We start from the raw sequence: 19,928 nt of genomic DNA on the forward strand, positions 1-19,928 counted from the left end.
GTCGGCCGATTTAAAGCCAAATTCAAGTGACCCCACCGATGGCCGATAGCCTTTCCAGGGACGTAAGAGAACACGTCCGACTGACTGGAAAACGCTATGACGACCACCAAACTCCTGGCCAAAACGGAGGACGGCAGCCCGAGCAACGTGGTGCCCTTCAGACCGGCCAGGAATCGCCCCCAAGCATTGAGTGATCCTTCGTTTCAAGCGCAGCCCGCCCAAGTGAAAACCTTCGGCGTGAATGCGGTGGAGCAAGAACCGCTTGAGCAACGCCTGGCGCGTCGCGTGGAGCGCGTTTTGGAGGCGTTGCTTTACCACGCGTTGCTTGAACCGGGCGATCTTCGCGGCTCGGCGTGTTTCTCCATCCAAAAACGCGTAAGCCAACTGGTTTCGCGCGATCGCCTAATGGCGGTAGCGCGTGCGGCAATCAACCTCGGCATGACGTCCGATCTCACGCGTCTGGCGGCAACGGTGATTGTGTTCGAACTCCAGGCGCAATCGCGATGGCAGGACCGGATGCTGCGCTCGTTCTCGGCGCACCGTCGGCAAATCAATCAAGACACGCTTGCCATTGCGCGTTTGCTAGCCTGGGATATGGACGCCTTGAACGTGCGTCCCATCGATACGTTCGCCAAGTTTCTTTGAGCTTCCAAGATTTCACCAAGCACTTTAAAAGTGCTTGGTGAATCCGAAGCTCAAAGCATTGTCCTGCAGATGGCTACCGAAAAACCCCTGGTAGTCCACATACAAACTCCATGACGCGCCGGCCTCCGCCGTGATACGTGCGTTGGCGGTGCCCATGCCCCGCCCCTGCGTGGCGCCCGGCAAATCGAACACCGTGCCATCTTGCGCGCTGACTTGTACGGTCGGCGTTGCAATGCTGTGCGTGTCGTAGCGGTAACCCAGGCTCACTTCGGGCACATACGTCACGCCTTGCGCCACGAAGTGTCGCTCGATGGCCATGATGGCGTACGGCTGCAAGGCCGTGTAACGCGTGCGCATGCCATCGACTGGAAAACTCGCGGCATTTTGGTTGGTGCTGTTGATCGTTTCCGCAAAGCCGCTCAACGTCTGCTTTTGATACAGCGCGCCGACTTCGGGCGTCAGTTGCCATTGCGATACTTGCAACGGCCACGCTGCCTGCATGGCCGCCGACAACAGGTTGCCGCCCGGCGTCGACGTCGCCATGCCAATGCCGGTGGCGCGATTGAAGTGGTAATCGCTGTGCGTCGTGTCGACGAGGGCCGACAGCACGGCCGGGCCGGCATCGGCATAGGCGTAGAAACCACCGTGCGCACTGTCGACGCGACTGTTGCCACCTTGGCGGTTGTTACCGTTCAACTCGTCGACACCCGCTTCAAGGCCAACGTGAACGACATCGCCCACTTCATAGTCGGCGCCTCCAACGAAACCGAAGGCAGTGCCGTTCGATCCGTTGGAACCGTCCAACACAATGTTTGAACCGGAGTATTGCGCCCATGCGCCGCTACCGCACGCCGCCGTCACGTTCTGCATCGACGGCGCGCGATCGCCGTCGCATTGGGTGCCGCGCGGTATCATTGCAACATCGAGAACGGCGTTCATGTCCTGCTGATTTTCGACGTCGACACTGCGCATCTGATTGCCGAAGAGACTGCCGCCGAGCGGCGTGACCGATTGCTGCGCCAGCACCAGCGCGACGCTGCTAGCGTCATAGCTGACCTGCGAATTGAGCGACCCAGGCACGGTGCCGTTGACGGTCTTGAACGTGCCCATCACCGAACCGGCTTGCACAAGGTCGATCTTGCTATTGTTGTAAGTACCCGGTGCGAAAATAAGATCGAGCGTGCCGTTGAGGCTCGCGTTGCCGGTGACTTTAAGCATCGAGGATTGCGTCGGCGTCACATCGAGCTGCAACGTGCCATCGGCGTTTTGCGTGTAGTTGCCTTGAATGGTCAACGTGCCCATCGAGCCGCCCGGCCATACGATGCCGTCATTGGTGACGTTGCCTGCGACTGTGCCATGACCGCGCAAGGTGCCGCCGTTTTGCACGTCGACGGCGCCTTCGATCGATGCATTGGGTGTATTGCTGTCGCCCACTTCCAGTGTACCGGCGCTGATCGTGGTGCCGCCGGTATAGGTATTGACAGCATCCATAATCAACGTGCCCAACCCCAATTTTGTCAGGCTGCCGTTGCCGCTGATGATGCTGTTCTGGTTGGTGATGCCGGATTGGTCGATCACCAACGCGGTGCCCGACCGGAGTTGAATCGGGCCTGCGATATTTCCTGTTGTGCCGCCGTCTCCTAATTGCAACGTACCGGAGATGACGGTCGTCGTTCCATTGAACGAATTATTGCCCGTCAATGTAAGCGTGCCTGAATCGAAATCATTCAAGTTACCGTTGCCCGAGAGTGAACCGGAAAAGGTTTCGCTGCCGGAATGCGAAAAGCTCAAGGTACCTGCGCTATTGATCGCAACGTTTCCGGCAATAGAACCGGTCGTGCCGTTTTCGCCTAGCTGCAGTGTGCCGCCATCGATGGTCGTACCACCCGTGTAGGTGTTGTCATTGGTAAGGATCGTCGTGCCGGACACCTGGTCGAACGCACCCGGTCCGCTGATAACTCCTGGCATTACAGCGCCGAAGTGTTGGCCTGGCGAGATGGCAAGTTTATTGCCCGCGCCAATGTATACGGAGCTTGCGAGGCTGCCGCCTGGGCCACCCATTCCTATTTCTAATACAGAACCCGGCGCACCAACGACATAGGTCGTGCCCGTAAACGTGTTGTTACCGGCTAATGCGAGCGTGTGGTCCTTATCGATCAGCGAGCCGCTGCCCGAAATGTTTCCATAGAAGAAGTCGGTGCCTGAGTGATCGAAGATCAACGTCGAATTGCCGCCGCCAAGCACGACATTGCCCGTGATCGCGCCTGCCGTGCCGCCATTGCCAAGTTGCAGCGTGCCGCCGCTGATGATGGTGTCGCCGGTGTAAGTATTGTTGCCGACAAGCACGAGCGTGCCCGCGCCGCTCTTTAGCAACCCGCCCGCACCGCCAAGCGCCTGCGACACCGTAAACGTATTGGCGGCATCGTCGATATCGAAACCGCCGCCCGGAGCACCCCACGTAATGTTGCGCGCCGTCTGGCTGAAACTGGTGCCGGTGATTTCGAGCGTGCCGCCTTCGAAATCCAGCGGATTGCCGCTCGCACCCAAATTTGCGTCCGAAGACACCGACAAATAGCCGCCGCTTAGCGTGGTCGTACCGGTGTACAGGTTGGTCCCGGTGAGCACGAGCGTGCCGCCATCCGTTTTGTTGAAGCCGGAGGTACCGTCCAGTTCATTGTCGATGATGGCAGTGTCGCCACTGCTAACGCGAAGCACCGGCGCAACGCCGCCCTGCCCGACAAGATCGATGGCGCCACCGGTAAGGTGATAACCATCGCTGACAAACTGCATGCCCGTGGCGCCGACGCTGCCACTGCTATCGTCAACCGTCACCGTGCCCGATGCGCCGCCGAAGATCGCAAAACCGGGTTGCGGCGACATCGGCCCGACGAATTGACCGGTGGTGTCGGACCAGGTGTTGGACGTCACCGACCACGTACCGCTACCGCCGCCCATGACACCGGGGCCAGCTAATCCGTTCGCATCCCATTCGTCCAGCGTGAGGTTTTGCGTGTCGACCAGATTGATCTGTTTGTTGACAGTGAGAATCTGCAACGACATGCCGCTGGGCGGCGCAAAACCGCCACCGGTGATGCTCAACGTGCCGCCCCAAGTGAAAAGGTTATACAACCCCGGCCCCATGCTGCCGACGTTGTTGACGTTGAGCGTGGAACTGCCGATCGACAAATTGCCGTCCACCACCACGTGATCGCTTTGTCCTGGGGTGCTGAAGTTAGGACCCGGCGCACCGAAATCGAAATCGAGTTGCGAGCCGTTGCCGACCGTAAGATCGCCGTTGATCGTCAACGTGCCGATGGCGCCCGCGCTCCCTGCCGCAAGCGCGGCGCCGTTGGACAACACGACACTACCCTGGACCGTGCCGTAACCGCCGAGCATGCCGCCGTTGACGCTCACGTCGCCGCCTACGGTCGCCGTGGTGTGCGTGCTGTCGCCGATCAACAACGTGGAGCCGGACGCGACGGAAGTCAGACCGCTATAAGTATTGGCGCCATCGAGTATCAGCGTCCCCGTACCGGCCGACGTCAGCGTACCGCTGCCCGAGATCACGCCTGAATAAAGACCGGTGCTGGTTTGATTGAATACCAATGCGGCGTTGTCGAGGATGTTGCCCTGCAAGCTGGTGGTATTGCCCTGCAACGTGCCAGCGTTGATGGTCGTACCGCCGTTATACGTATCGACGCCGCTGAGCGTGACCGTACCCGTGCCGTTCTTGATCACCGAACCGCTGCCGGAGATCACGCCACCGTAAGCTCCGTTGGTGGCTTGATTGAATACCAAGGCGGCGTTGTCGAGAATGTTGCCTTGCAGGCTTGTCGTGTCGCCTTGCAGTGTGCCCGCGCTGATGGTGGTGCCGCCGGTGTAGGAGTTGGCGCCCGCGAGTATCAGCGTGCCCGTGCCTGTTTTGGTAAGTCGGCCAGTACCGGTCACGTTGCCAGTGATGGTGAAATTGGCATCGTCCTGTATCGTCCCGCCGGTGCTGTTGGCCAGGGAAAAGCTGCGCGCCGTGGTAAAAACGGCGGTCGTTTCCAACACGCCGCCATCGAGTGTCACCGCACCGCTAGCGTTGCCGAGGTTGGCGTCGGCCGACACCAGCAGTGTTCCGCCGTTGATGGTCGTGCCGCCAAGATAAGCGTTATTGCCGGAAAATGCCTGCGTGCCGCCGTTAAGCGTAACGCCGCCATTGCCGCTGATCGCGCCGCTGAAATTGTCGTTGGCGGCGCTGTCGATCACCAGCGTATGCGCGCCGAGCGTCACGTTACCGCTGCCGGAAAGGCCGGCAATGGTTCCCGTAGCGCCGCTGGTGCCGCTGATATCAAACGTACCGCCATCGGAAACGTCGGCGCCTTGCATAGTGCCGGTGCCGGTCACCAATACCGAGCCCTGGTTGATCGTGAACGCGCCGCTGAATGTGGACAGGTCGCCGGAAAGCGTCAGCGAACCGGTACCGTCTTTGATGAGGTGGCCCGCACCGCTGATCGTGCTGCTGTAGCTGCCAATGGACGTCTGATTGAAATCCACCGCTGGCGTGCCGATACCATTGCTTACAAATGTCAGGCTGCCGTCGAACGCACTGCTGGTGCCCGTCAGCTCGCCTTGCTGGATCGTCCAATTGATGCCGGCATTACCGACGCCAGTCAGCGTCCAGTTGCTGTTGCCTGTTTTAGTATTGCTGAGAAACCCAACGATCAGTCCGGCATTGAGCGATCCATTGACGTCACCGGCGAGCGTAAAAATGTCGCCGCCATTCGTCGAACCGCTGATGCTCTGAATGTTGCCGACGAAGGAGGCGCCCGATAGCAAAACGATCTGGTTGCCGCCGCCGGAAAACAGCACCGAGTCCGCCTGCACGTCGCCATTGTTGCCGCCGTCAATGGTGCCGTCGGTGATAACGGTAACGCCGCCCCACCCCCGCACACCGACACCTGGCTGGCCATCTTGCGCACTGGGAATCGGAGAAACCGTGTTGGCGTTGCCGCCGAGAATCGTGCCCGCGTTTTCAAGCGACGAACCTGCACCAACAAGATTGACGCCAGCACCGCCACCGCCGTAGCCACCAGGTAGATTTCCACCGTCCTGATAAATGCCTGGATTACCACCAAGTCCGCCGATAATCGAACCGGTGGTGTTATTGGTAACAGCGGTACCGGCGCCGAGCACCAGCAGACCATCGCCACCGCCGCCGCCGCTACCGGCATAACCGCCATTGCCGCCATTGCCGCCCGCGCCACCCAGCATTCTGCCGTTATTGATCAGGGAGACGCCGCCGGCACCTGCAGCAATGATCACGCCCGCGCCGCCGCCGCCGCCACCACCAGGATCGCCATTCGTCGCGTTGCCATTCGACACCGTGGCTGTCGCGTCGCCGCCCCTGCCACCCGTACCGCCAGCGATGGTGGTCGTGCTTCCAACAATCGGCGCCGAGTTGGCATCATTGATGTAAACGCCGGCGCCGCCGCCACCGCCACCGCCACCCACGATGCTCGACCCGGACTCCGCTTGGCCCGCCCCTCCGGTGCCGCCGGTTACCGATGCCCCGACACCCGTCGAACCTGTCGCGCCCACCCCACCGCCGGCCCCACCGTTTGCCGTGATATTTGTCGCACCCACATGGAAGACGCCGTTTGCGCCACTGCCGCCGACGCCGTTGGTAGCGGTATTGCCGGCACTTTCGCTGGTGTTTGGGTTCCATACGATCGCATCGCCGCCGACGCCGTTGCCCGCGCCGCCATCAGGACTGCGACCGGGACGACCGCCAACACCACCCGCCGCGCCGCAACCGGATGGATTGGCGGGCGTGCAGGTTTGACTCCACACAGGCAGGCTCACAAAGGCGAATGCCAAGGTGGCGATCGCCAGCGCAAGCGGATGACGTCGCAGCGCGCGCGTGGCGGATTTCCCGGAGGGCGAACTTGGCGCGTGCGAAAGCTCGGAAGTCACCTGCACGACAGCCAGCGACCGATTCCAAACGAGTCGATAAATGCGGTTCATTCGATTTTCCCCTGCAGCGCGCCGAATCGCTTCGGGCAAGAAGCGATCGCGACTGAAATTCGCGGCCATTCGATGCCGCCGATAAAACCCCTGAAGCGAAACGCTCTCGCGCGCCAACGTTCGTCAGCGTATGTGCGTCGCTCGAGCTATGCGTCTGCGCCCCTCCAACTATCGTGATCCAGTTCGGAGACGCCATCAACCATTTTTCGTCGGGTAGCACGCATCGCAACGCCATCAACCGCTTGCCCGTGCGCTGAGAACGATTACACCACTCGCACCGACTGCGGATTCGCCTGCGCATTCAACCAGAACGCGTCGTTTTCGAATCGCCGAAAGACATCCGGCGGCAGCACGGTCGTGCGTTCCTGCGCCACGATTTTTTTGCCGATTGCGTGCAATCCCGGCGTACCGGCGCGCGCGTCGAACTCGTCGGCGTCGAATTGCACGCTGTCGAAATCGTGCTTGAAAGCCGGCTCGCCGATGAAGTCGTAAACGGCCGCCATCGCCCTGGCTGGATCTCGCACCAACGTCTCGTATTGCAGCAGCATTAAATGCTGCGCATGTTCTCCGTAAAAGGCTTCCTTCAACGCGTTATATGCGTATCCCACCATGCCGTCGCCGTTGGCGAGTCCTTCGGCCCTGGTATAAACGGTGCCTCCCGTTTGGTAACTGAAAATGGAGGACGGGCGCAGTGCGTTATTGCGGACCAAACGCTCCACGCTGTCGATCACCCACGATACGTGACGCACGCAGGCGATCATTTTCACGCTCGGAAAAAGCCCGCATAACACCGGCAATTTCGAACACCATATGCGACTGGTATCGAAGACGACCTCGGCGGTGTATTCCGGACCGTAATAGCTCTCGAACAGATTTTGCAGCACGCGCCGCCGTTGCTGATCGGTAATGAATACCGAAAACTCGTTGCGATCGCTCATCTCGCCCAACATGGCGTTGACCATGCCTGAGAGCGGGCCGCTCATATTCGCGTAAAACCGGGGATTCTGTCGCAGTAGCGCCGCCAACAATGTGGAACCGGATCGTGGCAAGCCTGATATGAAATGCATGGGGCGCATGGGTGTCCCTTTTTCCGTAGCTGATTTTATGAATTGCATCGACACGAACGATTATGCGTGATTATCTGCGATGCGTTTGAAGCCAAGTCACGGCATGCCATTTGGCAGGAGTGTCTTTTGGCAGTCGTCTTCCTTCGTTGGCAGGGACAAGCTGCATTGGAAAGCCATCGTCGTGCCCAGGGGCACGTCCGCGAGCAACGCAAAGAGGGCGCATCCATGCATACGTCTTTTCGCACACCGGCGTGGTTTTACTTTGCGCTCGCCTTCGCTATTACATGGGTGTTCTGGCTTTTTCCGATACTGGCCAGTCGCGGCGTCTTGCAACTGGGACAAGGTGCGCAATTGGTGTGTCTGTTCGCCGGCTCCTTTGGGCCTTTTATCGCTTCGTTCGTCGCGACTTTTCGCGATGGGCGCTGGCCGGAAGTGCGCGAATTCGCCGGACGAAGCCTGCGCTATCGCATGGGGCCCGTCTATTTTCTCGCCGCCATGTTGCTTGTGCCGGTCGTGGGTGGTCTTGCGATGTGGTGGCTGGCGAGTCACGGCGGTCCGCCGTTCGCCTTCCAGGTAAAGCCAAGCCATGCTCCGCTACTGTATGTGGAACTGTTCCTGTTCGGCGGTTCCGTCAACGAAGAATTCGGCTGGGCCTACGCGATCGATCGCTTGCAGCAACGCAGCAGTTTGCTTCGCTCCGCCGTAGTGTTGGGCGTGATCTGGGGTTGCTGGCACATCCCGCTGTTTTTCACGCCCGGCCTGACGCAGTCGTTTATGCCGTTCTGGGCGTTTATCGTCTTTACCATCGGGCTGCGCATCGTGATTGTCTGGGGTTATGCAAGCAATCGCCAAAGCATTCTGATTGCCCTGCTCTTTCATACGGCGAGCAATTTCGCCTTCAATCTGTATAACGTCGTAGATCGCTCGCCACGTCACGACGAACGCGGCTTTGTCGCCTACGCGCTGATCATGCTTGCCGTTGCGCTGCCAATAGCGCTTGTCGCGCGCTGCTATCGCAACGTTTCGCCCAATTCGCTTGCCAGCAACAGTGCCAATGCGGGTTAGCGAGGACTAGATGCTGGCCTCGGCATGCGTTCCAGATGCTTGCTGCATCTGTAGCGCCTGCTTGGCGACTTTGGCGGTGTGATGGTTGCCGTCATGGCTCCATCCGGGCGGCATCACCAGGTACAGCAACTTGTTGCCGATTCCCGGCGCGAGCCATACGTCCCGCCCCAGCAACCAAAATTCGCCCAAGTAAGCGTCCAGCACGCTGTAGGGCTTTACCGGCCGCGTGATGCCGTATTCGATCCGCTCATTGTCATGCACTTCCATATACGTGCCGAAAATGCGATCCCAGATCGGCAGCAAGTTGCAGAAGTTGGTGTCCATATAAAGCACGTTGCGCGCGTGGTGGACGCGATGGTGCGACGGCGTCAGCACCACGCGATAAAACACGCCAAGCTTCCCTTCCTTGAGCACATTCTCTCCTACATGGATCAGACTGCCCCAAAAGCTGTCGATGATCATGATCAGAATCAGCAGCGGCGGACTCACCCCCAACAGCATGCAAATGCTGGTGCGAACAAAATCGGCATAGGGACCTTCCAGAAAAATATGCGCGAAATTCACCGATAGGTTCATCGCGACAGGCGCATGGTGAGTCGAGTGCAAACACCACAGCAAGCGCACCTTGTGCGCCAGAAAGTGATAGACAAAATGAGCCAGCTCCCACACCACATAGCCGTAGAGCAGTCCGTACCATGTAAGCCCGGCCTGGAACGGCGCAAGGCGGTTGAACAACCCGATGCAGAAGCCAACCATGGCGATGGTGAGAAAGGTGCCGATAATGCGATTCAACACCATCGTCAAAAGCGGAACCTGATAGTCCTCGCGTTTAACTTTGCGAAGCAAGATGCCGCGCAGGAGTTCGACCACCAGCAACAGTGGAACGATTGGGGCGATCGTGCTGCCGAAACCGTCCACCGTGAGCAGCTTTTGATAGTTGCCCGACGCGAACATGTCGAACACGGGCCCCAAGCCGAAAAAGTCGGCGAGCTGGTGGTGAATCCAGATCAAAATATCCACGGCAGCCCTCCGCTGCGGCGACGGCATTGGCGCAACAAGCGCCAATTTGTCACGATCTAAATGCTTGTGCAAGCACAAGCTACGCGCCGGTCATGAAATCGGGCCGCCCTTGCGCATCCCAGCGAAACGGCTTGATGTACGGCGCGCGTCGCGACGTGCATTTCCAGCCTGGGCCGCCATTGGCATGGAAAAGAATCCAATCCTTTCCATCGGGGGTTTTGAAGAAACCGTTGTGTCCTGGCGCATAGAAACCAAGCTTGGTCGAACTGGTGAGCACCGGTGTCGGCGATTTGCGCCATGCCGAGGGATCGAGCAGGTCGGCGTCGGGATTCGCTTGCAGAAGACCCAGCGAATAGCCGTCCGACCAACATGCACTGGCCGAATACGTGAGGAACAACGTACCACGCGGCCCTTCGAGAAATTCGGGCGCTTCCATGATTTTGCGACCGCCCTGCATTTCCCAACTGAACGTGGGATGCGCAATATCCACTTGCGGTTCGCCCAACGTCCAAGGATTGGTCATCGGCGCGATGATCAAGTCGCTGTGATCGCCGACATATGCGGAATAGACGAAATAAAACTTGCCCGCATGATCGAACACCGTGCCGTCGATGCCGGTGAGATGCGTTTTGAGCATGCCTTTGTCCAGCCACTGGCCTTGCGTCGGATCGGGCGAACCGTTCTCCAACACAAATACATGACGATGCGCGTCATCGTCGTGCGCTTTGTCGGCGGCGGAATAATAGAGATACCACTTGTTACTCAAATAATGCAGTTCAGGAGCCCAGATCGACGTGGAATTCGGACCTCTCTCCGGTGCGCGCCACGCCACAACGGGCTGCGCATCGGCGAGCCGCGTCATATCTGTGGTTTTACGCAATGAAATGCGATTGCCTTCGGTGCTGGTGTAGTAATAAACACCATCGCGTTGCGTCACCCACGGATCCGGGCCCGACGGCAACAGCGGCGCTTCGCCGAGTGCCGCTTTCGCCGAACACTGAAACAGCGCCAGCGGAATCGCCTCGGCCATGGCCCGATAGCCGGCGTCGTTGGGATGAATGTGATCCCCGCTATCGAAAGCCAGCAGCATTTGTTCCGGATGCGAGGGGTCACGCAACACCGCATCGAAATCGATCACCGCGTCATAGGGCGCTTGACGTCGTATCCATTCATTGATGGCCTGGCGTGCCTGCTCGCTTTGTTGCGAGTACGCGCCTTGAGTTCCCCCGAACGGCGGCAATGTCGCACCGTACACGTGTAACCCGTGCGCCTTCGCCTGCTCCACGATGTGTCCAAGCGCAGCGATAACGGGCTGTGCGAGCGCATCCGCGTCCGGCAGCGGTTTGCCGGCATTACGCGCCGCGATAGTTGGTTCGCCGACATCGTTGATACCGCCAAGCACCAGCAAATAGCGTGCACCAGGGACATTCAACACGTCGTACGGCAAGCGATCGATCATGCGATCGCCCTGACCAAAATTCCCCAAACCCGCCGCCACCTGATTACCGTCGATGCCGGCATTGAGAACCGGATCGACACAGCCGGCCGCACGAAGGCGCGCGGCGAGCAACTCCGGATAGCCATGCCCCGCGCTGGCGCGAAAACCATTCGTAATCGAATCGCCTAACGCAACAATGGCGTGCGTGCTCGGTTTGGCGAACGCATCGACGCGCGTCAGCCAGTCGTAGCCGGCAACCGGTTCCGCACCTTGAAAGACTGCATCCTTGGTGTGATCGCCCGAGGCCGAAAGAAATTGTCGATAGCGCGCATCGACGTGCCACGAAGCCGCTTGCACGCTATCAGGAACGAACAAGCTCAGAGCGATACGTTCGCCTGCATGTCCCGTAAAAGCGACCGGATCGCTCTCGACGACACCGCCCACCGGCAGCACCACGTGATTCATTCCGTGGAACGTTACCGGTACCGTGGAAGAAGGATCGATAGCATCGCCATCCTCGCCCGCACCACGCGCAAGCGTAACGTGCCGCAGCGTCACCGGATTTGCACCGTAGCGATTGTCCAGATGAATGCGCAGCGAGCTTCCGTCCGCGCCGAGACGCACAAATTCGCGCACAGTTTGTGCGTGTATGGATTGATTGGTTGGCGGTTGCGGCAATTCGACGTTCGGTTGAATCGGGTTGCGCAGCGGCGCCGCGCTCCAAACCGCGGTCCATTGCTGCTCGGCTACCGCGTTGCCGCACAGCGTCGAAAAAAGGGCCAGACCGAGCCATACACGAATCGTGAGTCGAAACCGCTGACGCATCCGTCCAGCCTCCAGAAATATATCGACGTCATCCCATCATATTGTATGACAATTGCACAAGTGTCGAGCGAAAGATCGAAGAGATGTGCCGACGGTTGGCATTACTCGATAACAGGCCAGGCGTAGCGAGCGATGGCGATGGATGAAGCCGGCAAGGCGGCGTGATGTTTACGCGAGCGCTTGATGGCATGCATCGCCTCGTCCGCGCGATTCAGAAGTTCTTGAGGATTGGAACAATGCAGTTCCGCTACGACCGCGCCAACACTCGCACCGTCGTAATCGATCAGCACCGAATCCAGCTTGAAGCGCCCCCGCGTTGCGCCCTCCAACCGTCGCGACAATGCCGAGGCGGCCTCAGCGGCGCGCTCTCGCTGCTCCACGGCCAGCACCACGAATTCGTCGCCGCCGACACGCGCGGCCATATCGCCATCGCGCAACATGCGTCGAAATCGCTTCGCTACCGTTTGCAGCAATTGATCGCCGATATCGTGGCCGAAACGATCGTTGATCGGCTTGAAATCGTCCAAGTCGATAAAGGCCACGATCAATGCCTGCTCGTCCCGATGTGACGCCAGACGGCGCTGCATTTCATCGAGCAGGGCGCGACGATTCGGCAGTTGCGTCACCGCGTCCGTCAACGCCGTTGCCGCCAACGAATGATTGGCTTCGTGCAGTGCCGCCATCAATTTATCGCGCTCGATCTGCGCAGCGATCAATTGCGCGAAAAGCGTCAGCACATGGTTCGCCATATCGGACAGCGGTTTGCGCTCGTCGCTTGCCGCACAGAGGGTACCGAAAAGTTCGCCGTTTTTTCCGCGAATCGGGGCAGTCAAAAAAGTGACCATGCCCAGCGTGCGCGCCACGGCGCAATCGCTCCAATATCCGGCGACATCATCGGTATAGAACCGGTCGTCATCCAAAGCCCGTTTACAAAGCGTCTCTTCCCACGGCGCGGACAAGCCTTCCGGCACGGTCAGACGATTGCTGTTGCGTGCAAAGAGCACTTGGAGAACAACTGCCGATTCATCCAGTTTGGTCACATAGGTCGATTCCATGCCGGTGGCCGACTGCAGCAGCTCAAGCAGCGGGCGAACCAACGCTTCCAACGTGCGCGCATGGCCGAGGGTAGCGACCAAGGCGCCCAGAAAAGTGGATGGAACAGACGTGGAGATAACGCGATTCATATGCATGGATATCGGCGGTTTTCGCTAGGCCTTGAAGCACTGGCTTCGCTCTGCGGCGCCACCCTTCGGTCGGAGCGCTTTGTCCCCACGCCCCCGAATAACAATCACTCTAAATAAATCATATATTTCGTTGAAATATATATGTTTTTCACTTAGATCCATGCCGCAATAAGCGCTTGATTCCTCGCCTTGTCCCCTTCTGGGAAACCACCCCAACCTTTCGATGCCAACATTCCTTGCACTGCAAGACCTTCACCGGCGAGCGTTCACAATAAGAGGGTTCAGAACCGATAGAACCCAGCATGACCGGCATCCCGTTCTACACGATTGGACATGCGACACGCCCTCTCGCCGAATTCGTGAGCATGCTTCAAGCCGAAGACATAAGCATGGTGGTCGACGTGCGAACCGTGCCGCGCTCACGCACCAATCCGCAGTACAACGCCGATTCCCTGCCCCATTCGCTGACGACCTTTCACATCGGCTACGAACACGTCGCGGCACTCGGCGGCCTGCGACCCAAAAGTCGCAGCGTACCCCAAGACGTCAACGCCTTTTGGGAAAATCAAAGCTTCCACAATTACGCCGATTACGCGATGAGCGACGACTTTCACGCTGGCTTGGCGCACTTGCGCGAACTCGGTCGGCGGCGGCGTTGCGCGGTGATGTGCGCCGAAACGCTTTGGTGGCGTTGCCATCGGCGCATCATCGCCGACTACCTGTTGGCCGAGGGCCAACAGGTGTTTCACCTGATGAGCCCAGGAAGCATCGAGCCGGCCAAACTTACGGTAGCCGCCCATCGCACTGACGGCGAAACCTTGACCTATCCGGCGGTCGAATCCGAAGACGAGAAATCGGAAATCTCCGCGCCGCGCACCGAACGTTAGAGACTTTTTTCGCACCGCGCTGTCGCGCATCAGGGCCTCGGTCCCCGGCGAATATTGCCGAAGATCAACGAAAGCACGAAAAGAATGATGAAGACGATAAAGATGATCTTCGCAATACTTGCCGCGCCCGCGGCGATACCGCCAAAACCGAGCACGGCCGCGATGACGGCGATGACAAGAAATACTAAAGCCCAATACAGCATGATTTTCTCCCGCATTGATCGTTGATACGACCCAATACTTGACACTCGCACGGTTAACGCATCGTGTTCGAACTATCGTCTGATCTTGATTAACGTCTTCTCATGCTTGTTTTAGCGGCTTTCTTTGCCGCCAACGAGCGTCCACATGCGCCCTTGGCTCGCGCTGCCTTTTGCCAAGGATCGAAGACAGCTTTACGCGCTTGGCGTTGCCAGACCGTCAATAAATTGCACTGTAAATATCTATGCGCGTCAGCGTGCGGTAAAGTGCGGCAAATCGAACCGGGGATGCGCCATGCCTTGGATTATTACCAAGTACCTCATTACCGCCGCGATTGTGGTGGCGGTATCGGAGCTGGCCAAACGCAGCGATCGATTGGGCGCACTTTTGGCATCGCTGCCATTAGTGACATTGCTTGCGTTGACCTGGCTGCATATCGAAAAACAACCGACGTCGAAAATCTCCAATCATGCCTGGTATACGTTTTGGTACGTGGTTCCGACGCTGCCCATGTTTCTGGCATTTCCACGACTGCTTGAGCGATTCGGCTTCTGGCCGGCGCTTGGCTTGAGCGCATTGATTACTGTGACGTCATTCGGGTTATTCGCGATAGCCGTGCGGCCGTTCGGCATCAAGCTTCTTTAAGAAAGAAGCGCATTCACTTCGAACGCCTGCCCTCTCCTGCGCACGACTGTATAGCCTTGTCGACGATCCCGTTGTGCTAATGATTCCGGAAAGCAAAACGGGCGGCGCTATGCACGCCGCCCGTCCCGATTTTGGCGATGCAATTAAGGCGCTTTGCCGGCCTTGAGGTTCTGCACAATAGCCAGCGATTTTTTCACGTGATCTTCGGGATGAATATGATCGGCCTCCGAAGAAAGCGTCGCCACGATTTTCCCGTCGCGGTCGATCACAAAGGTGGTGCGCTCGATAAACCCATGATCGATCGCGACGCCGCGCACGTCGGTTACGCCGGCCTGCGCCGCTTCCGTTTTAAGTGAATACGACGTAGCAATTTTACCAGTCGCGTCGGAGGCCACTGGGAATTTTCCAGCGCAATATTTCGGATCGGCTGAGAAAGTATTCAACCGTTGAATGCTGTCTTCCGATACGCCAATGATGGTTGCGCCCGCGGTATCGAATTTCTCCTTGTTGGAGGCGAATGTATGCGCCTCGATATCGCACCCGCCGGTATAAGCGGACGGATAGAAATAGACCACGACCGGTCCCTTCTTGAGCGCATCCTTCAAGGAAAAGGTGAAGGCCTTGCCGGCTAGGCTAGCTTGGGCGGTGAAATCCGGCGCCGCCGTGCCGGGGCCCAACGCCGCAGCCAGGGTCGGCGTGGCGAAGGACAGCGCCGCCGTTACGACGCCTGCGGAAACCAGCCCGATCAATTGCTTATTCATTCCTGCTTTCCTCTCTTTAATAGGATGTGTCATGCGGCCCGGGGGGACGAGCCGAACGTTCGCTTACAGGGTCGCGTTTGATTTCGAAACAGAAACCCTCAGTGCCTTAGTGCCGCATTTCCGGTTTTAGGTTTTATGGGAGCGCCAATGCAACCAATGGGCCTATCACTGTTCGATGGATCGAGGCTCCCGGCAACAGGCGTCGGGCAAACGATGTCCCATGCGCGCCACTTTCATTTTAGAGGCGCCACGGACGCGAGCGAGACAAACTGACGGCCCGCATCGATCTGTATGCATGCATCCTTCGCACGCGCCGATAGTCGGGTGATGTGCCATTCCGTTCTCAAATGAGAACGAAGGCGACAAGCTTACGGTTCGGGGATATAGCGATGATTTTTCACTTGCGCCGGATCGACTTCGCGCGGCTGCGAGAAGTCGGCGACTAGCGAACCATCGGGACGAAAGTGTTCGCGCTCGATAACTTCCCAGGTGACCCACACGCATGAGGCGTCGCCCTTTACGTCGACAGACTGCGCGCGGTATCGGCATGGATAAACCGTCGCCGTGGGTTTGATGCGAGTATGCATAGACGTTTCTCACTGCCCGAAAAACGGCCATCGCTGGCGGATGGAGACCTTGACGTTATCGCTTTTCCCGCCCACACGCCACTGCATCGCTTTACACGACTCCTTAACGCCAACCCGGCAATTACTAAACTAAATCCGCCATTAGCCCCTCGATATGCGCATTAACGGTGGATATTCACACCGGACTGCGTATCGATCGCTGTAAATACGAGGCGAGCGCGATGACCAACCCTCGACGCGATATTCCAATTGTTCGCAATTTCGCTATAGTTTCGCTCGTAACAGGGGGTTTGAAGATGTCTATGAACACTGGCCAGCCGCAGCCGGAAGGTCGCGGCAAACGCCGTGCGGGCCCGCAAGGCACGCAATTGCTGTCCGTTGCACAGATCCAACAACTCGCGCTGGACGACACGCCCGTTTCGAACGGTCGCGCGTCCACCCATGAGCCCGTACTCGAAGGCGTGCGCGGCGAGTTCAAAGGCCGCCGTTATTTGTTGCGCCAAGGGCGCCGCACCATCGGCCGCCGCGACGACAACGACATCGTCATCGACGACCCCAGCGTTTCAGCGACGCATGCGTGGATCATCAATCAGCACGGCCACTATGTGCTGATGAATACGCTTTCCACCAACGGCACCTTCGTCAACGACAAACGCATTCACGAGACGGTGCTTGCCCACGGCGATCGCGTGCGATTCGGTCAGACCGAATTTGCGTTTCTCACGCGCGAATACCGCTCGCAGTACATCCGGCGCTACTTGTACGGCATCGTTACGCTGTTAGGCGTGGCCGCGATCGCCGGGTTGATATGGTGGTGGTTCTAACCGTACGCGCATGAGCCAAACCACGCCCAACACCATTGGTCGCTATCGCATTGACGGCATCCTCGGCGAGGGCGCGATGTCGATGGTGTACGCCGGCTTCGATCTGGAGATTCAACGTCGGGTCGCGATCAAATGCCTGCATGACAATTTCGTCGACGACCCCGGCTATCGAAAGCGCTTTTTAGTGGAAGCCCGCGCAGCCGGGCATCTTACGCATCCGCATATCGTCACCATATTCGATACCGGCGAAACGGAGGACGGTCGCCCGTATATCGCGATGGAGCAATTGCCTGGCGAAACGCTGACCTCCTATGTGGAGGCAAAAGGCGCGCCTTCGGCGACCATGATTCTCGAACTCGCCAGCCAACTTGCGTCCGCATTGCACTATGCGCACACCCAAGGCGTGATCCATCACGACATCAAGCCGGACAACGTGATGCTGATCGACGGTGGGCGCTACGCCAAGATCGCGGATTTCGGCATTGCCGAACGCCGAACGACGCGCCCTCGGCCGATCGTTGCGGAGGCGAAGGAAATCGGCGGCACGCCCAACTACATGTCGCCCGAACGCCTGCAAGGAAAGCGCGCCGATCCGCGCAGCGACTTGTATTCGCTTGGCGTACTGCTTTTTTGGCTGGTCACCGGTCGCCTGCCCTGGTCGTATACCGGCGACGTGGAGCGTCTCGTCCGACAACGGCGACGGCTACCCGAACCGCCCATCAAACCGCGCGATCCGGCGACGCCACCGGTATTGATCGATATCATCCGCACGCTGATGGCACCCTCGCCCGATGATCGCTATCAATCCGGCGAAGAAGTCGTCGAAGATTTGCGCCTGGCGCGGCGCAGCTACGAGCGCTCGTTGGAAGATTCACCGCATCCGCGCTTGCAATCGCTGGGCATACGCTGGGCCGGTGCGCTGGGCATCACGGTTGTCGTTGCGCTGTTGCTCGGCATGCTGGCGATTTACGCCAAGCAGCATGTCGCGGTGACCGGTCTGACACAAGATTTCGGAAGCTCGCTGGGGCAAATCATTGCGCGCGATGCCGCCGAAAATATCGTGATGCAAGATCGCGCCGCCACCCATGCGCTGGTCGAAGACGTGGCACGCAATGAGCAGATCGATTATCTGGCGATTGCCGATCGCGATGGAAAAGTCATCGCCAGCACGCAATCCGACGAAGACGGTCAGCCGTTGGCCGCCGCACCCGACAAGGCAACGGACCAGCTGCCTCACGACATTGCGAGTTACCAATCGCATGTAAGCGGCGTTCATGGCACGCAAAGCTCGCTCGTCTTCGATGTGCCCATCCGCTACCAAACGAAGACCGTGGGCAAGCTGCGCCTAGGCGTCAGCGAAACGCCGCTGCAAGCGGCGCAAAATACGGCGCTGTGGGTGCTTGGCGTCGTGATGCTGACCACGCTTGCCGCCGTGCTGTTGACCGCTTATTGGCTTTTCAGGCGCCTGCGCGGCGCGCTGGATATTCTTTCCACGGCATTGCTGCGCATGGCGCGTGGCGACTATCAGCATCGCATCCGGCTTATCCGTCGCGACGAACTGGGTCGTTTGTTCGCGTCGTTCAATCTGATGGGCGAAACATTGAGCGCCGAGCAAACGAATCCGCCGCACCATGTACCGGCAGCTCGCTCGACGACACCGAGTCACGACACTTCCTCTCAGCCGACCCAGATTTTGCGTCTGCCCGATACGAACGAAACAGCCTGACGCATTGCTCGAACGCGCGTCAGTACTGCTGCAAACGCGATTTGAGTTCCACGGCCCTGGCGCGATAGATGGTGGCCGGCTCGTTCGTGGGATCGACTTCCAAAATCCGATCCCACAGCGAGATAGCCTGATCCAAATGCTGATCCAGATAGAACACCATCGCCTGCTGGTGCAATTTGGCGATCCAATCGTGGCTCAATGTTGGAAATGCGGAATCCGACGATGTTAGGTGCGGATTGAGCGACAACGCCTGATCGAAAACATTGATCGCCTGATCGCGATGACCCGAGCGATAAAGCGCCAGACTCTGATTCTTCAACTGTTCGGCGCGAAGTCTAGGCGAACCAATGGGCGGCGTGCTGACGACGGCGGCAACAGCAGGTGGCGCGACCGTCTGCGACGGTGCTGGCTGTACGGGCGTTGATGCAACCGCATTGCCGCTCGCTCGCGCTGGCAACTGCAGCGACGAACCGGTTCGTATCCTCGATGGATTCGTGGAGCCGTTGTATCGCGCCAACACCAGGAACAGGTTGGGATCGCCAAGATACTTCGCAGCCAAGGTGCTATACGACTCGCCAGGTTGCACGACATGCGGCGTCGAAGCCGCACCGAGCGCTTGCTTGGGATCTTCTTGAAGCTGGCGAAGATAGAGCTCCGCCGTGCGATCACCTGGGTGATCTTGCAGATAGCGCTTCAGCGCCTGCTCCCCCTCCTGATATCGCCCGTTCTGCAGATCATGATTGACGATCGAAGAAAGCGAGGTCTGCGTTGTGGATACCCTACTGGAAACGCTCTGCTCCGTAGGAGCAACCCGTGCAGGCTCTCTTCCCTCTTTCTTGTCGATGGTGACCTTTGCGCAGCCGCCCACGAGGCCGAGCACGCATAGCGATAGTGCGAGTCTTGAAGAACGAAGTGCCATACGGCGGTCTTTCGTACGCAAAGTTGTTTCCTTCCCCTGACCGAGCCTCGGCTCGACCGCCGATTGAGCGGCTTACGCAAACCAAGTTGTCTGCATCCGGAGCTTGCGGGAATTTACTCGCAAGC

15 protein-coding genes are annotated in these 19,928 nt (G+C 58.7%); 6 read left to right on the top strand and 9 right to left on the bottom strand.

The genetic code is table 11. The features are described 5' to 3' along the window. The first annotated feature begins 96 nt into the window (after positions 1 to 96). Positions 97 to 645, top strand: a complete 549-nt coding sequence (locus tag L0U79_RS12815) for a hypothetical protein (RefSeq protein ID WP_233842663.1) — start codon at positions 97 to 99, stop codon at positions 643 to 645. A 24-nt stretch (positions 646 to 669) separates the two neighbouring features. Here the strand turns inward: L0U79_RS12815 and L0U79_RS12820 are convergent, their stop codons facing one another. Continuing rightward, positions 670 to 6,654, bottom strand: a complete 5,985-nt coding sequence (locus L0U79_RS12820) for an autotransporter-associated beta strand repeat-containing protein (protein WP_304488655.1) — start codon at positions 6,652 to 6,654, stop codon at positions 670 to 672. 263 nt (positions 6,655 to 6,917) lie between these two features. Further along, positions 6,918 to 7,730, bottom strand: a complete 813-nt coding sequence (locus tag L0U79_RS12835) for a sulfotransferase (protein ID WP_233842664.1) — start codon at positions 7,728 to 7,730, stop codon at positions 6,918 to 6,920. A gap of 216 nt (positions 7,731 to 7,946) precedes the next feature. On the opposite strand from L0U79_RS12835, the gene L0U79_RS12840 reads away from it, so the two are divergent. Then, entirely contained in the window at positions 7,947 to 8,786 is an 840-nt protein-coding gene (locus L0U79_RS12840) for a CPBP family intramembrane glutamic endopeptidase (RefSeq protein ID WP_233842665.1), read from the top strand. A gap of 6 nt (positions 8,787 to 8,792) precedes the next feature. Here L0U79_RS12840 and L0U79_RS12845 read toward each other — a convergent pair whose 3' ends face one another. The 3 genes from L0U79_RS12845 to L0U79_RS12855 form a co-directional block, all read right to left on the bottom strand. Beyond that, entirely contained in the window at positions 8,793 to 9,806 is a 1,014-nt protein-coding gene (locus L0U79_RS12845) for a sterol desaturase family protein (protein ID WP_233842666.1), read from the bottom strand. A gap of 79 nt (positions 9,807 to 9,885) precedes the next feature. Continuing rightward, complete coding sequence (locus L0U79_RS12850) at positions 9,886 to 12,069, bottom strand: family 43 glycosylhydrolase (RefSeq protein ID WP_233842667.1); 2,184 nt, start codon at positions 12,067 to 12,069, stop codon at positions 9,886 to 9,888. 101 nt (positions 12,070 to 12,170) lie between these two features. Further along, positions 12,171 to 13,259: a sensor domain-containing diguanylate cyclase gene (locus L0U79_RS12855; RefSeq protein ID WP_233842668.1), complete on the bottom strand. Its 1,089-nt coding sequence runs from the start codon at positions 13,257 to 13,259 to the stop codon at positions 12,171 to 12,173. Positions 13,260 to 13,555: 296 nt separating this feature from the next. On the opposite strand from L0U79_RS12855, the gene L0U79_RS12860 reads away from it, so the two are divergent. Beyond that, on the top strand, positions 13,556 to 14,140 hold the full coding sequence (locus tag L0U79_RS12860) for a DUF488 domain-containing protein (protein ID WP_233842669.1): 585 nt from the start codon (positions 13,556 to 13,558) through the stop codon (positions 14,138 to 14,140). Between the two features lie 29 nt (positions 14,141 to 14,169). Here L0U79_RS12860 and L0U79_RS12865 read toward each other — a convergent pair whose 3' ends face one another. Further along, positions 14,170 to 14,343: a DUF1328 family protein gene (locus L0U79_RS12865; RefSeq protein WP_233842670.1), complete on the bottom strand. Its 174-nt coding sequence runs from the start codon at positions 14,341 to 14,343 to the stop codon at positions 14,170 to 14,172. Between the two features lie 292 nt (positions 14,344 to 14,635). Between L0U79_RS12865 and L0U79_RS12870 the strand changes: the two genes are divergently transcribed. Then, complete coding sequence (locus tag L0U79_RS12870) at positions 14,636 to 14,986, top strand: DUF3147 family protein (protein ID WP_233842671.1); 351 nt, start codon at positions 14,636 to 14,638, stop codon at positions 14,984 to 14,986. A gap of 143 nt (positions 14,987 to 15,129) precedes the next feature. On the opposite strand, the gene L0U79_RS12875 is transcribed toward L0U79_RS12870, so the two are convergent. Next, entirely contained in the window at positions 15,130 to 15,747 is a 618-nt protein-coding gene (locus L0U79_RS12875; RefSeq protein WP_233842672.1) for a peroxiredoxin, read from the bottom strand. A 368-nt stretch (positions 15,748 to 16,115) separates the two neighbouring features. After that, on the bottom strand, positions 16,116 to 16,334 hold the full coding sequence (locus L0U79_RS12880) for a hypothetical protein (protein ID WP_233842673.1): 219 nt from the start codon (positions 16,332 to 16,334) through the stop codon (positions 16,116 to 16,118). Positions 16,335 to 16,630: 296 nt separating this feature from the next. On the opposite strand from L0U79_RS12880, the gene L0U79_RS12885 reads away from it, so the two are divergent. Then, positions 16,631 to 17,158 (top strand): FHA domain-containing protein, encoded by a 528-nt coding sequence (locus L0U79_RS12885; RefSeq protein ID WP_233842674.1) that lies wholly within the window; start codon positions 16,631 to 16,633, stop codon positions 17,156 to 17,158. A 10-nt stretch (positions 17,159 to 17,168) separates the two neighbouring features. Beyond that, positions 17,169 to 18,884 carry a protein kinase gene (locus L0U79_RS12890; RefSeq protein WP_233842675.1) on the top strand — a complete coding sequence of 572 codons (1,716 nt, stop codon included), beginning with the start codon at positions 17,169 to 17,171 and terminating at the stop codon, positions 18,882 to 18,884. A 19-nt stretch (positions 18,885 to 18,903) separates the two neighbouring features. Here the strand turns inward: L0U79_RS12890 and L0U79_RS12895 are convergent, their stop codons facing one another. Beyond that, on the bottom strand, positions 18,904 to 19,803 hold the full coding sequence (locus L0U79_RS12895) for a tetratricopeptide repeat protein (RefSeq protein WP_233842676.1): 900 nt from the start codon (positions 19,801 to 19,803) through the stop codon (positions 18,904 to 18,906). Positions 19,804 to 19,928: the final 125 nt, after the last annotated feature.

The sequence above is a fragment of the Dyella sp. 2HG41-7 genome, assembly GCF_021390675.1.
Lineage (GTDB): Bacteria > Pseudomonadota > Gammaproteobacteria > Xanthomonadales > Rhodanobacteraceae > Dyella_B.